The organism is Corynebacterium lehmanniae, from assembly GCF_043161975.1.
Lineage (GTDB): Bacteria > Actinomycetota > Actinomycetes > Mycobacteriales > Mycobacteriaceae > Corynebacterium > Corynebacterium lehmanniae.
The window spans coordinates 75863-89450 of sequence record NZ_CP170998.1 but is presented as its reverse complement, the minus strand read 5'-3'; the positions used below and the strand labels follow the sequence as shown (position 1 = coordinate 89450).

10 protein-coding genes are annotated in these 13588 nt (G+C 64.4%); 5 read left to right on the top strand and 5 right to left on the bottom strand.

The annotated features are described in order from the left end of the window. Window positions 1-4: 4 nt before the first annotated feature. A complete protein-coding gene (gene purQ, locus ACF3NP_RS00415) occupies window positions 5-679 on the bottom strand; it encodes a phosphoribosylformylglycinamidine synthase subunit PurQ (RefSeq protein ID WP_301612918.1) in 675 nt (224 codons plus the stop codon). Beyond that, window positions 676-906 (bottom strand): phosphoribosylformylglycinamidine synthase subunit PurS, encoded by a 231-nt coding sequence (gene purS / locus ACF3NP_RS00410; RefSeq protein ID WP_181889037.1) that lies wholly within the window; start codon window positions 904-906, stop codon window positions 676-678. The genes purQ and purS overlap by 4 nt, the downstream gene beginning before the upstream one ends. A gap of 218 nt (window positions 907-1124) precedes the next feature. On the opposite strand from purS, the gene ACF3NP_RS00405 reads away from it, so the two are divergent. The 4 genes from ACF3NP_RS00405 to ACF3NP_RS00390 all read left to right on the top strand — a co-directional run bounded on the left by ACF3NP_RS00405 (window position 1125) and on the right by ACF3NP_RS00390 (window position 8322). Beyond that, entirely contained in the window at window positions 1125-5819 is a 4695-nt protein-coding gene (locus tag ACF3NP_RS00405; protein WP_392398782.1) for an ExeM/NucH family extracellular endonuclease, read from the top strand. A 99-nt stretch (window positions 5820-5918) separates the two neighbouring features. After that, window positions 5919-6824 (top strand): metal ABC transporter solute-binding protein, Zn/Mn family, encoded by a 906-nt coding sequence (locus tag ACF3NP_RS00400; RefSeq protein WP_392398781.1) that lies wholly within the window; start codon window positions 5919-5921, stop codon window positions 6822-6824. A gap of 11 nt (window positions 6825-6835) precedes the next feature. After that, on the top strand, window positions 6836-7507 hold the full coding sequence (locus tag ACF3NP_RS00395; RefSeq protein WP_239357170.1) for a metal ABC transporter ATP-binding protein: 672 nt from the start codon (window positions 6836-6838) through the stop codon (window positions 7505-7507). After that, window positions 7504-8322: a metal ABC transporter permease gene (locus ACF3NP_RS00390; protein ID WP_392398780.1), complete on the top strand. Its 819-nt coding sequence runs from the start codon at window positions 7504-7506 to the stop codon at window positions 8320-8322. The genes ACF3NP_RS00395 and ACF3NP_RS00390 overlap by 4 nt, the downstream gene beginning before the upstream one ends. Here ACF3NP_RS00390 and ACF3NP_RS00385 read toward each other — a convergent pair. Continuing rightward, entirely contained in the window at window positions 8319-8993 is a 675-nt protein-coding gene (locus ACF3NP_RS00385; protein WP_269511914.1) for a DUF2334 domain-containing protein, read from the bottom strand. The two genes, ACF3NP_RS00390 and ACF3NP_RS00385, sit on opposite strands and share 4 nt — an antisense overlap. A gap of 142 nt (window positions 8994-9135) precedes the next feature. On the opposite strand from ACF3NP_RS00385, the gene ACF3NP_RS00380 reads away from it, so the two are divergent. Then, on the top strand, window positions 9136-10611 hold the full coding sequence (locus ACF3NP_RS00380) for a DUF222 domain-containing protein (RefSeq protein WP_181889043.1): 1476 nt from the start codon (window positions 9136-9138) through the stop codon (window positions 10609-10611). On the opposite strand, the gene ACF3NP_RS00375 is transcribed toward ACF3NP_RS00380, so the two are convergent. Both ACF3NP_RS00375 and ACF3NP_RS00370 read right to left on the bottom strand, forming a co-directional pair. Further along, the gene (locus ACF3NP_RS00375) at window positions 10608-12689 is read right to left on the bottom strand and encodes a S9 family peptidase (protein ID WP_392398779.1); all 2082 of its coding nucleotides are present in this window, start codon (window positions 12687-12689) and stop codon (window positions 10608-10610) included. The genes ACF3NP_RS00380 and ACF3NP_RS00375 overlap by 4 nt on opposite strands. Beyond that, complete coding sequence (locus ACF3NP_RS00370) at window positions 12686-13582, bottom strand: phosphoribosylaminoimidazolesuccinocarboxamide synthase (protein WP_392398778.1); 897 nt, start codon at window positions 13580-13582, stop codon at window positions 12686-12688. The genes ACF3NP_RS00375 and ACF3NP_RS00370 overlap by 4 nt, the downstream gene beginning before the upstream one ends. Window positions 13583-13588: the final 6 nt, after the last annotated feature.

Genomic DNA, 13588 nt, shown 5'->3' with positions numbered 1-13588 from the left:
GGGTCTACGCTCCGATCTTCGAAATCGCGTCGATGGCGGAAGTGAACAGGCCGAGACCGTCCGTGGACGGGCCGGTCAGCGTCTCAATGGCGTGCTCCGGGTGAGGCATGAGGCCGACCACGCGGCCGGTCTCGTTGGTCACGCCGGCGATGCCGTTGATGGAGCCGTTGAAGTTGTCCGTGTAGCGGAACACCACACGGCCTTCCTTCTCCAGCGCCTCAATGGTCTCCGGGGCGGCCTGGAAACGGCCCTCGCCGTGCTTGGCGGGCACGTAGATGCGCTCGCCCAGCTGGCTGGTCCACGCGGTGCCGGCGTTCTCCACCTCGAGGTAGGTGTCCACGCAGTGGAAGTTCAGGCCCTGGTTGCGGGTCAGCGCGCCCGGCAGCAGGCCAGCCTCAGTGAGGATCTGGAAGCCGTTGCAGATGCCGAGCACCGGCATGCCCTTCTTCGCAGCCTCCACCACGGCGCCCATCATCGGGGCCTGCGCGGCGATCGCGCCGGATCGCAGGTAATCGCCGTAGGAAAAGCCGCCCGGGACGACGACCGCGTCGACGCCGGTCAGGTCATCGTCCGCGTGCCACAGCTGGCGCGGTTCGGCACCGGCGAGACGGACGGCGCGCAACGCGTCGACGTCGTCAAGCGTGCCCGGAAAAGTAATGACTCCGATAGTTGCGCTCATCGCACAACCTCGAAGTCCTCGATAACAGTGTTGGTCAGCAGCGTTTCAGCCATGCGCTTCAGCTCGGCGTCGGAGACCGAATCATCCACCTCAATTTCAAAGCGCTTGCCCTGGCGGACGTCGGTCACCCCCTCGACTCCGATCCGGCCCAGTGCGCGGAGCACCGCCTGACCCTGCGGGTCAAGAATTTCGGCCTTGGGCATGACATTGACGACGACTCGTGCCATGAGAATCCTTCACGTTTCGGGAGGTTGAACGACCTTTGCGGTACGCGCGTCAGTATATCGGACACCCCGACACGGCCCGAAACCCTTGCTGACCGGGAAAAAGTGAACGGATGGTGAATTCTTGGAAAAACCTAACTTCTCGCCAAGCTGAGACTGAGAAAGACGGCTAGTTTGTTCTTGCCATCAACCGTCTCCCCCTGAGTTTCCGAAAGGTAACCATGTCCACTCCCCGCAAGAGCCTCGGCGCCGCGTTCGCAATCGCGCTGGCAGCAGGTACCGTCTCCGTCGTCGCACCGACTGCCAATGCAGCGGTGGACGGCTCCAACGTCGTCATCAACGAGGTGTACGGCGGTGGCGGCAACGCAGGCGGCAAGTTCAACAACGATTTCGTTGAGCTTTACAACCCGACCGACGCTGAGATTGACATCAGCGGTTGGAAGCTTAACCAAAAGGCCGCAAACGGAAATACCGGTAACACCGTTAAGCTCTCGGGAAAGGTCCCCGCGAAAGGCTTCTTCCTCATCCAGGGGGACAGCCAAGACAACGAAAAGTCGCAGGATCTCCCGAAGGCTGACCTTGTTGGTTCGTTCAACTTCGGCGCAAAGGCTGCAATCGCCGAGTTGATTGACAACAACGGCCAGATAGCAGACCTGGTCGGCTGGGGCACAACCGCCAAAGGAGCCGAGACGTCCCCTGCCAAGGGGACTGCAAACGCCACGTCTGTTCAGCGAAAGGATGTCGGTGTCGACACCGACAACAACGCAATCGACTTCATTGTCGCGGAGCCGACACCGCAGAACTCTGGCAATACCGGCGAGACGCCCGTTGACCCAACCCCGGAGGATCCGACAGATCCGACGGCCCAGCCTGAGCAGCCGCAGCCGGGCGAGATCACCCCGATCGCTGAGATCCAGGGCACCGGCCACACCTCTCCGTTTAAAGGGAAGAACGTAACCACTCGCGGCGTGGTTACCGCGGTTTACGCATCTGACGGCAGCAAGCGCGGCTTCTACATCCAGACTCCAGGAACGGGTGGTTCGCCGAAGCAGAAAGGCGACGCCTCTGACGGCATCTTCGTTTACATGGGCCGCGTCGCAGAGAGTGCGTACCCGGAAATCGGTGACTTCCTCGAAATTGCGGGTACCGCAGACGAATACACAGCAACTTGGCAAGTCAAAAAGGACACGGTCTCCGACCGCATGTCGACGACCCAGCTTCGCGACGCGAAGTGGCAGGTGATTGAGAAAGACGCAGATTTTAAAGACCCTGCGCCGATCTCGCTTGAGTCTCTTCCCGCTGGGGATGACGCCAGGGAGTCTTACGAGGGCATGCTCGTGAACATCACTGGTCCTTATACGGTGACAAACAACTACACACTGAATAACACTGGCGATATCGGTTTGGCGCCTGGCGATACGGCTCACCGCACTCCCACCGATATTGTTTCTCCTGGTAGCGAAGCCAATGCGCTTCAAGATAAGCAAGACGCTGAGGTCGTTCACGTCGACGATGGTCGAAACGCGAATTACTTCCGCACCGATAAGCAGACACCACTGCCGTACTTGGTCACTTCCGACAATGGTATTAAGTCAATCCGCACCGGCGATCAAGTCCAGTTCCAGACCCCTGTGGTCGTCGACTTCTCATACGAATACTGGCGTTTCCAGCCTCTGCAGCCGATCACCGGCAAGAATGTAGCAGCGGAGCTGCCCATCACGTGGGAGGATTCACGCGCAGACGCGTACGACGACATTGACAACGTCGAGGGCGATTACTCCATCGGCTTCTTCAATGTGCTGAACTACTTCTCCACCTTGGGCAAGGACGTCTCCGGCTGCAAGGCGTACAACGACATTTACGGTAAGCCCGTCGGCGCCAAGAACTGCAACATTCGCGGTGCATTCTCGCAGAACGCGTTCAAGGACCAGCAGGCAAAGATCGTCACCGCCATCAACAAGCTGGACACCGACGTGCTCGGCCTGTCCGAGATTGAGAACACCGCTAGCGTGACCGGCGACGTCGCCAAGCGCGACGAGGCTCTGCAGAACCTTGTCGATGCGCTTAACGCAAAGGAGCCGGGCAAGTGGGATCTTGTGAAGTCCCCGCAGAAGCTGGGTACTGACGAAGACTTCATCCGTGTCGCTTTCATCTATCAGCCGGCGAAGGTGAAGCCGGTCGGCGAATCTGTCATTTTTGATGATCCCGCATTCACAAAGACTGCCCGCCAGCCGCTGGCGCAAGTGTTCGACACTGTCGGCAACGACGAAGACAAGAACTTTGTGGCTGTAGTCAACCACTACAAGTCCAAGGGTTCTGTCGCCAAGGGCGACGAAGACACCGGCGACGGCCAAGGCAACAATGCTCGTATCCGCGCAGAGCAGTCCAAGGCTCTGCTGAAGCACCTAGGTGAACAGAAAGATTGGGCTGACCTGCCCACCTTCCTTGTGGGCGACTTCAACGCGTACACCAAGGAAGACGCAATCACCGCGCTGGTCGATGGTGGTTTCAACATCGTTGAATCCGAGAAGGACTACGACCAGGCTTCCTACCAGTTTGACGGCCAGCTGGGCACCCTCGACCATGTCCTCGCAAACGCAGCCGCAATGGAGCTTGTGAAGGACTCCGCTGTCTGGAACATCAACGGCGACGAGTCGGCAGCGTTCGAGTACTCGCGCCGCAACTACAACGCCCAGGATTTCTTCGGCGACGGCGACGACCCGATCTACGGCTACGGCAACCCGTTCCGTTCCTCCGATCACGACCCTGTCAAGGTTGGTTTCGGCACCAAGCTCGACGAGAAGGATGCTGACAAGTTCGCACCAGAGGCGAGCGAGGAAGTCACTGTCACCCAGGGCGATCAGCTACCGGACGCAAAGGCCACGGTGAAGGACGCAGACCAGCTGCCGGCGGACACCAAATTCGAGTGGACCAAGCCTGCGAACACCGACACTGTCGGCGACGGTCAGGAAGGCGAAATTACCGTCACCTACCCGGACAAGACCGTCGACACGGTGAAGGTCACTGTGAATGTGAAGCCGAAGGCTGAAGAGGAAGAGCCGCAGCCTGAGGAGAAGCCGCGCTACATCGTCAAGGCTGAGATCAACGACTCTGGCGAGCTCGTTGTCACCTACGAGAACGGTGACACTGAGAACCTCGGCGAGGTCAAGGGCGCTGACGGTAAGCCGGGCAAGGACGGCGAGCAGGGCCCGAAGGGCGACAAGGGTGACAAGGGTGACACCGGCGCACCTGGCAAGGATGGCAAAGACGGCCGCGACGGCATCGACGGTAAAGACGGTCAGCCGGGTAAGGACGGTGCCGACGGTAAGCCGGGCAAGGACGGCGAGCAGGGCCCGAAGGGCGACAAGGGCGATACCGGCGCCGCAGGCCAGGACGGCAAAGACGGCCGCGACGGCATCGACGGTAAAGACGGTCAGCCGGGTAAGGACGGTGCCGACGGTAAGCCGGGCAAGGACGGCGAGCAGGGCCCGAAGGGCGACACCGGCGCACCTGGCAAGGATGGCAAAGACGGCCGCGACGGCATCGACGGTAAAGACGGTCAGCCGGGTAAGGACGGTGCCGACGGTAAGCCGGGCAAGGACGGCGAGCAGGGCCCGAAGGGCGACAAGGGCGACACCGGCGCCGCAGGCCAGGACGGCAAAGACGGCCGCGACGGCATCGACGGTAAAGACGGTCAGCCGGGTAAGGACGGTGCCGACGGTAAGCCGGGCAAGGACGGCGAGCAGGGCCCGAAGGGCGACAAGGGCGACACCGGCGCCGCAGGCCAGGACGGCAAAGACGGCAAGGACGGCCGCGGTGTGAAGTCCTTCGAGATCAACGACGAAGGTCACCTGATCGTTACCTATTCCGACGGTGAGACCGTGGACCTGGGCAAGGTCACCGGTGACAAGGGCTCTGACGGCAAGGATGGCGTCGACGGCAAGCCTGGCAAGGACGGCGAGCGGGGTCCGAAGGGCGACACCGGCGCACCTGGCAAGGATGGCGCTGATGGTACGGACGGCCGCGACGGCATCGACGGCAAGCCTGGCAAGGACGGCGAGCGGGGTCCGAAGGGCGACACCGGCGCACCTGGCAAGGATGGCGCTGATGGTACGGACGGCCGCGACGGCATCGACGGCAAGGACGGTCAGCCGGGTAAGAACGGCGCCGACGGCGAGCAGGGCCCGAAGGGCGACAAGGGCGATACCGGCGCCGCAGGCCAAGATGGCAAGGACGGTGCTAAGGGCAAGAAGGGCGCCGACGGAAAGGACGGCCGCGACGGCATCGACGGCAAGGACGGTCAGCCGGGTAAGAACGGCGCCGACGGCGAGCAGGGCCCGAAGGGCGACAAGGGCGATACCGGCGCCGCAGGCCAGGACGGCAAGGACGGCGAGCCGGGCACCGACGGCCGCGGCATCGCAGAGGCCACCGTCAACGAAAACGGCGAGCTCGTCCTCACCTACACCGACGGCGAGACTCAGAACCTGGGCCGCGTCGTGGGTGCTGATGGCGAGAAGGGCGAAGACGGTCGCGACGGCCAGGACGGCAAGCCGGGCAAGGACGGCGAGAAGGGCGCAGACGGCGCTGATGGCCGCGACGGCATCGACGGCAAGGATGGCCAGGACGGCGCTAATGGCACCAACGCTCCGGCTGGCGAGGGTTCCAGCGTGAGCGACCGCTGCCTGCCGGCGGTGGGTATCATGGCCCTGCCGCTGCTGGCGTTGATCCCGCTCGGTCTGGCAGCCACCATGGACATTCCGGCACTGGCTCCGGTGAAGGAGCAGCTGAACAAGGTTGGCGAGCAGCTGCCGGTTCCGGTGCAGACCGCCGGACCGATCGCTGGCGCAGCGCTCGCGATCGCGGCGATCGCCACGCTGGCAACGGTGTGCAGCACCGAGGGCGGTTCCTCTAAGTAGGACCGCAACACTCACCACGCGTTAGCCCCGCCCCGGGAATCCCCCGGCGCGGGGCTAACTCATTTGAAAACTGTTTCCAATAATGGTTAGATTTCCTTTATGCGAAACCGTTTTCATTTGACTCCCGTGGCCGCGGTTGCGGCGACTGTTCTGGTTGGCGCGCTGGGCGGATGCTCGTCGGAAAGCAATGGCGCGAATGGCAGCGACATCATCGCCACCACGAACGTGTGGGCGGACGTGGCCTCCGCGGTCACGGGCAGCGACGTGGACGCGATCATCACCGGCGACGCGGTGGATCCGCACCACTACGAGCCGTCCGCGAAGGACCTCTCGCGAATCAAGGAAGCGGACACCGTCGTGGCCAACGGCGGCGCGTACGACGCCGCCCTCTACACCGCCGCTGAGCAGGACCGCATCATCTACGCAATCCCGCTTCTCGACGAGCACGAGGCTCACGACCACGAGCATGCCCACGACCACGCGCACATGCCCAACTCCCTGGACGAACTCGAGCACGCCTGGTTCGCGCCGGAGAAGGTGCTGCAGGTCGCAGAGGACATTGCGGATCGCACCGGAGGGGACGCGTCAGACGTCAAGCAGCGCATCGGCGACATCCAATCCAAGCTCAACGCGGTGCCGCACGTGCACATCGGCATGACTGAGACGATCGCGGCCGGCCTGGTGTGGGGCACGGAGCTGCACGACATCACGCCCGAGGAGTACGTCAAGGCCAGCCTGAACCACCAGGAGCCGTCCGCGGCGGCGGTGGCGGCCTTCCTGGAGCAGATCGAGCGCGGCGAGCTGGACATGCTGTTTGTGAACCCGCAGAGCACCAACAGCGCCACCCAGCGGTTGGCGGATGCGGCGAAGGCGCATAATGTTCCCGTTGTTGAAATTCGGGAGACGCCCCCGGCCGGCCAGAATTTCCTGGACTACTTCGAGGAGATCGTGGGTCAGATCACCGACATCGCAGCCCACGCTGAGCCGACCGGCCACCACCACTAGGAATTGCCAATTTGATCGCTGAGCTTCGCAGCGCCGCCGTCGAACCACTCTGGCGCGACCTCACCCTCACCGTCGAGCCCGGCGAATTCATCGCGGTGCTCGGCCCAAACGGCGTGGGCAAATCCACCCTGCTGGGCACGCTGATGGGCACGCGCAAGCTCAGTTCCGGAGCTGCGAACGTCCACGGGCAGATCGGCTTCATCCCGCAGCAGCACATGTTTCCGAAGGACTTGCCGGTGCGCGGGCGCGACCTTGTTGCGTTGGCGATGGGAAGGCGGGCGAGGCCGGAGGACGTCGATAAGCAATTGGCTTCCGTGGGGGCGCAATCCTTTTCCGAGCGGCGCGTAGGTGTGCTCTCCGGCGGCCAGCAACAGCTGATCCGCCAGGCGCAGGCATTCTCGCAATCGCCGGAGCTCCTGCTTTGCGACGAGCCCCTGCTCTCCCTTGACCCCGCCCGCGCACGCGACACAGTGCAGCGCCTCGCCGAGCACCCGGCTGCCGTGGTGTGCGTGACGCACTCCATCAACCCTGTGCTGGGCGTGGTGGATAGGGTGCTGTACCTGGGCCCGGAGGGCCACGTGGTGGGAAGCGTGTCCGAGGTGATGCGCTCCGAGGTGCTCAGCGAGCTCTACGGCACCCGCGTGGACGTAGTCGAAGTTGACGGACGGATGGTGGTCCTGTGAGTGCGTTTTTGGCGGACACGTCCTACCTGCTCGGGCAGGATTTCGTGCAGACGACGCTGGTGGCGTGCGCGCTGCTGGGCGTGCTGTCCGGCGTGATGGCGCCACTGATCGTGCTGCGCCAGATGTCATTTTCGGTGCACGCGACCTCGGAGCTCGCGCTCATGGGTGCCTCCGCGGCGCTGCTGTTCGGTCTCAACGTCGGTTTCGGCGCCGTGGCGGGCGCGGTGGTCGCTGCCCTGGTGCTGGCGGCGCTGGGACTGAAGGGCCAGCAGGATTCCGCGGTAGGGGTGGCCATGAGCTTCGGCATGGCCTTGTCTGTGCTGTTCATCCACCTGTATCCAGGGAATTCGAACCGGGCGCTCGCGCTGCTGACGGGCCAGATTGTCGGCGTGTCCGCGCAGAACGTGATGCTGCTGGCAGGCACAACGGTGCTGGTTGCAGGCGCCGTGCTGGTTCTGTGGCGGCCGCTGCTGTTTTCCTCCGCAGACCCCGTGATGGCCGCCGCGTGCGGTGTTCCCGTGCGCACGATGGCGCTGGTGTTCGCGGTACTCGTGGGCATCGCGTCGGCCCAGTCAGTGCAGATTGTCGGCGCGTTGCTGGTGATGTCGTTGCTGATCACCCCGGGGGCGTCAGCCGCTCAGGTGACGGCGAACCCGAAGCTTGCGGTGGTGCTGTCCATCGTGTTCGCGGAAGTCGCGGCCGTAGGCGGGATGGCGCTTTCGCTCGCCCCAGGTATGCCGGTGAGCGTGTTCGTGGCCTTTATCTCCTTCGGGATCTACCTGGTGTGCCGAGTGATCGGCCGGGTACGCGGCTAGCGGTACTCCCTGTAGTCCGCCGGCATAGCGCCCTTTTCCACCGCGGCGGCGGCTGCGGCAAGGAAGTCGCGGCGCACCTTCTTCTGCCCCAGCTCGCGACCAGAGACGGACAAGCGGATCGTGTTGCCCTTCTCCGCGCCGCGCTCGGCGGCCTTGATCACGTTGCGGCGCCACCACTTCGCGGCGCCGTACCCCTCACCCACCGACAAATTTCGCGCCTGGGAAAACTCCCCCCGCTTAATGCGGTAGATGCCCTTCGTGGAGGCAGCGACGGTAAAACCGAACTCGTCGAGCACCTTTAACGTGCCGTCCGACATGCGCCAGCGCGGCGGCGCGAACATATCCAAGTCGAAACCGAGCGCCGACATCTGACGCGTAGCGCCTTTGAGCCGGAGCCTCGCCTCGTGCTCCCCCAAACTGGCAAACTCGCTGCGCCTTCCCTGCACCGGCTGATCGAAGCCGTTGAGCATGAGGGCGCGGCTTTCGAGCTGCTCGGTGAGCCAGGCGCGGGTGCCGTCGTCCTTGGCCAGATGCCACTTTTTGTCAATGTGGGGCGCAACCAGCAGTGAAACCGGCATCCCCTCGCGGTCCAGGTCGCGCACCATACTGGTGACGTCCTCCAACGTCGCGTCGAAGATGGAGGAAATGGAGACAAGCACGCGCCCAGGCATAGGGGAAATTATCGCACACGCAGACAGTCTGCGCCGGGTGAAATTTTCTCGCGCTGTTCGCACACGTGTTCTACATTGTCGGGGCCGTGTCGGACGGGGTTCTACTATGCGTAGCCAAGTGCAAAGAAAGGAGGTGCTCCAGATGAGTGCAGTGCTAGACCAAGCGGTCAACCAAATCGTCGCCGGGCTAAGGTCGCTTGCCGACGTCATGCGGGAACCGGACTCCCTCCACCTCGCCTCCACCCACGTGGCCATGGAGCGCCTCCACGCCTGCCTGCCGTTGCTGTCCAACGCGGACGTCGCGTTCGCCTTCCTCTGCGACCGGGACGGCGCCGGCGCCCTCGTCGGCGCGAACCACGCCGTGGAGTATCTGACACGGAGCTTGGGCTTGTCCCGTCGAGAAGCATTCGCGCTCCTGGAGCAGGGCAAGAAGCTCTACGGCGAACCCGAGGTGCCTGAGCCGGAGCCGAGCGAAAACAAAGAAGACCGCGAACGCAAGGAGCAGGAGGCGGAAGCGCGCCGCAAGAAGGCGCGCGAGGCGCAGGAGCGGGCGCGACGAGCTGCCGAGAAGGCCAACGCGGAGAAGAAGCGCATCATCACCGACGCACTGAAAGACCTCAACGAGCACGCCAACCCCGGCTACCAGGAGATCCTGGCCGAAGCGATGGAGGCGGCCGAGTCCCTCACCGCCGAAGAACTCCGGAAGTTCGTCCGCGACCAGGTCAAGCGCGCCAACAAGCGCGGACGCGACTACGACGGCGAGAAAGACCCCCTCGCCGCGTGGAAGAAGCGCGGCATCTGGCTCGGGGAACCGGACGCGGACGGCGGCTCCCCTTTCAGTGGCTACCTCGACGCCGCGTCACGGGCGAAGCTGGAGGCCTGCCTCGCCGCCGGCGACCACATGGGGTCCAACATGGAGGGCGAGGACGCGGCGAAACGGGACAGCCGACGGAAGCACCAGCGCCGCCTGGACCAGCTCTTGAACGTGCTGGACCGCTACGGCGACGTTGCCACGAAGTCCCGGGGCGGCGTGGGCACGGTGGTGATCACGCTGACCCTCGACGACCTTTTGGAGGCGGACGCCTTCACCGAGTTCCCCACCAACACCTCGGTGTCGCTGACCCCGCTCGACATTGTGCGTTTGGGGCTTGCCGGGGACAGCTTCATCCTCCAACTCGACTCCGCTACCGGCGTCCCGCTTTCCCTCGGACGCACCCGCCTAGCCTCCGTGGAACAGAGGCTCGTGCTGCTGGCCATGCAGGGCGTGTGCGCGTGGAACGGCTGCACCAAGCCGGGTGTCGAGCTCGAGGCCCACCACTTGGATTCCTACCTCAGTGGCGGGCTCACCAGCATCGAAAACCTGGTGCTGCTGTGCCGCGAGCACCACATGTGCAACAACGACAACAAAGACGGTGCCGGAAACAAAGGCCATTTCGGCCGGGACCCCGACACCGGCGACGTGCACTACCACCCCGCCAACGGGGACCCACCCAGGCACACAACCACCTACCAGTACCGCAATTCACCTGGTCAGAGGCTTGCCAAAAAGGCGAGGTCCCGGCACGGCGGCAACCACAACCGCCCGCCGGACCCTGCCCTATTCGACCCGGACGGTTAAACCGCCTCGGCCTTCACCAGCGTCCACGCGTACTCGAACGCGGTCTGCTTCCACTTGGCGTAGCGGCCGGACACGCCGCCGTGCCCTGCGGACATCTCCGTCTTCAGCAGGATCTCGCCTGCGGTGCCCACCTCGCGCAGCTTGGCCACCCACTTCGCGGGCTCGACGTAGAGCACGCGGGTGTCGTTCAAGCTCGTCACCGCGAGAATGTCCGGGTAGTCCTGCGCGGTGATGTTCTCGTACGGGGCGTAGGTCGCCATGTAGTCGTACACCTCGGGGTCGTGGTACGGGTCGCCCCACTCTTCCCACTCCCCCACTGTCAGCGGCAGCTCGGGTTTGAGGATGGAGGTCAGCGGGTCCACGAACGGCACGATCGCGAGGATGCCGGCGAACTTCTCCGGGGCCATGTTTGCCACCGCACCCATGAGCAGGCCGCCGGCGGAGCCGCCCTCGGCCACCAGCTGCTTAGGCGTGGTCAGCCCCAGCTCCACGATGCGGTCGGCGCACGCGATGAAGTCCGTGAAGGTGTTGGTTTTGTGCAGCATCTTGCCGTTGTCGTACCACGCGCGGCCCATTTCGCCGCCGCCGCGCACGTGGGCGCACACCCACACCATGCCGCGGTCGAGCAAACTCAACCGCGACACCGAGAACCCGGGGTCCGTGGATGCCTCGTACGAGCCGTAGCCGTACAGCAGCGCGGGCGCGGGACCCTCGACGCCCTTGTGGCGCACAACCGAAATCGGCACCTGTTCGCCGTCGGGGGCGGTTGCCCACTCGCGGAACGCCTCGTACTCGTCCGGGTTGTAGCCGCCCTCGACCTCTTTTTCCTTCAGCAGGGTCAGCTCGCCGGTCGCCACCGTGTAGTCCAGCACCTGCGAGGGCTGGGTGTAGGAGGAGTACCCGATGCGCACCACCGGGGCGTCCCACTCCGGGTTGCCGCCGAGGCCGACGGTGTAGAGCTCCTCGGAGAATTCCAGCTCCTTGAACTCGCCGAAACCGCTGTCGAGCGACGCCACGGCCAGCCGCGGGATCCCGCCGCGCCTGTAGGCCATGAACATGAAGTCGCGGTAGGTGTCGATCGCCTCGACGCGCACGGTTTCGGAGTGCTCCACCAGCACGGGCAGTTCCCGCAGGGGAGGCACAGCGCCGACGGGCGTTGTCGCGACGCAAAAGTTCGCTCCGTGGGCGTTGTGCGTGACCACCCACTGCTCTTCGCCGTCGACGACGCAGAAGTCCGGGTGGTACTCGATGCCGGCCTCGCGCTCCCACAGCACCTGGAACTCGCCGGTGGGATCCGCCATGTCGAGCACGCGGTACTCGGAGGTCAGCGAGGACGACGCGATGATCATGAGGAACCGCTCGGCACGGTCCGCGCCCACGCCGACACCGAACTTCTCGTCCGTCTCCTCGTACACCAGCACATCCTCGGACGCGTCGGTTCCCAGCTTGTGGCGCCAGATTTGGTGGGGCCGCCAGGCGTCGTCGCAGCGGACGTAGAACAGGTAGTTCTCGCCCGCCCAGGTCGCGCCGTAGAAGATGCCTTCGAGCTCGTCGTCGAGCAGTTCGCCGGTATCCAAATTCTTGATCCGCAGGGTGAAGCGCTCGTCGCCCTCGGTGTCGAAGGAGTACGCGAGCAGGCGGCCCGAGGTGGACACGGACGATGCCCCGAGCGAGAAGAACTCGTGCCCGTCGGCGAGCTCGTTGACGTCGAGAAGCACCTGCTCGCCCGGCATGTCCTCGGCGACTTCGGGCGGGGTCCACGGGTCTTCCGCGGTGGGGATGCGGCAGGAGATGCCGTAGTCCTTGCCTTCGATGGTGCGGCCGTAGTACCACCAGTTGCCCTGGCGCTGCGGCACGGACATGTCGGTCTCTTTGATGCGGGATTTGATCTCGCCGTAGACGTCGTCCACCAGCCCGGACCACGCGGAAGTGCGCTCAGACGTGTAAGCGTTCTCCGCCTCTAGGTGCGCGAGGACTTCGGGGTTGTCCTTGTCGCGCAGCCACTCGTAGTTGTCCACGAACTCGCGGCCGTGGAACGTGCGGACAATCGGGCGTTTGTCAGCTACGGGTGGGATCATGCATGCTCCCCCGGCCACTCGGAGAAGCGGCGGCCGGAAAGCCGCTCGTATGCCTCGATGTAGCGGTCGCGGGTGGCTTCCACGACGGAGCCGGGCAGCTCCGGCGGCGTGGTGCCTTCCTCCTGGTCCCAGCCGGACTTCGGGCCGGTGAGCCAGTTGCGCACGTACTGCTTGTCAAAGCTGGGCTGGTTGCGGCCTTCCTCGTAACCGTCGGCGGGCCAGTAGCGGGAAGAATCCGGCGTGAGCACCTCGTCGGCGAGCACGAGCTCGCCGTTTTCATCCAACCCGAACTCGAGCTTGGTGTCGGCGAGGATGATGCCCTTGGTCTCCGCGTAGTCGGCGGCGCGGCGGTATACCTCGAGCGTGGCGTCGCGCAGGCGCTCGGCGAGGTCCGCGCCGAGTTTTCCTGCCATGTGCTCGAAGGTGACGTTGATGTCGTGGTCGCCCTGCTCGGCTTTGGTGGCGGGGGTGAAGATCGGCTCGTCCAGCTTGGACGCCTCGGTCAGCCCCTCGGGCAGCTTCACGCCGCAAACTCGGCCGGTGGCGTCGTATTCCTTCTTGCCGGAGCCGGTGAGGTAGCCGCGGGCCACGCACTCGAACGGCACCATGTCCAGCTTCTTCACCACCATGGCGCGGCCGAGGACGTCTTCGGGGATGCGCTCGTCGTCGATCGGGCCGGCGAGGTGGTTCGGCACGTCGGAAAGCAGGTCGAAGAAGAACATGGAGGTGGCGGTGAGGATCCGCCCCTTGTCCGGGATCGCCGGTTCGAGGGAAAAATCGAAGGCGGAGATGCGGTCGGTCGCGACCATGAGCAGGGTCTGCTCATCCACCTCGTAGATCTCGCGAACCTTGCCGCCGGAGATGTGTGAGTAATCTGAAAGCTCTGGACGCATGCGCGC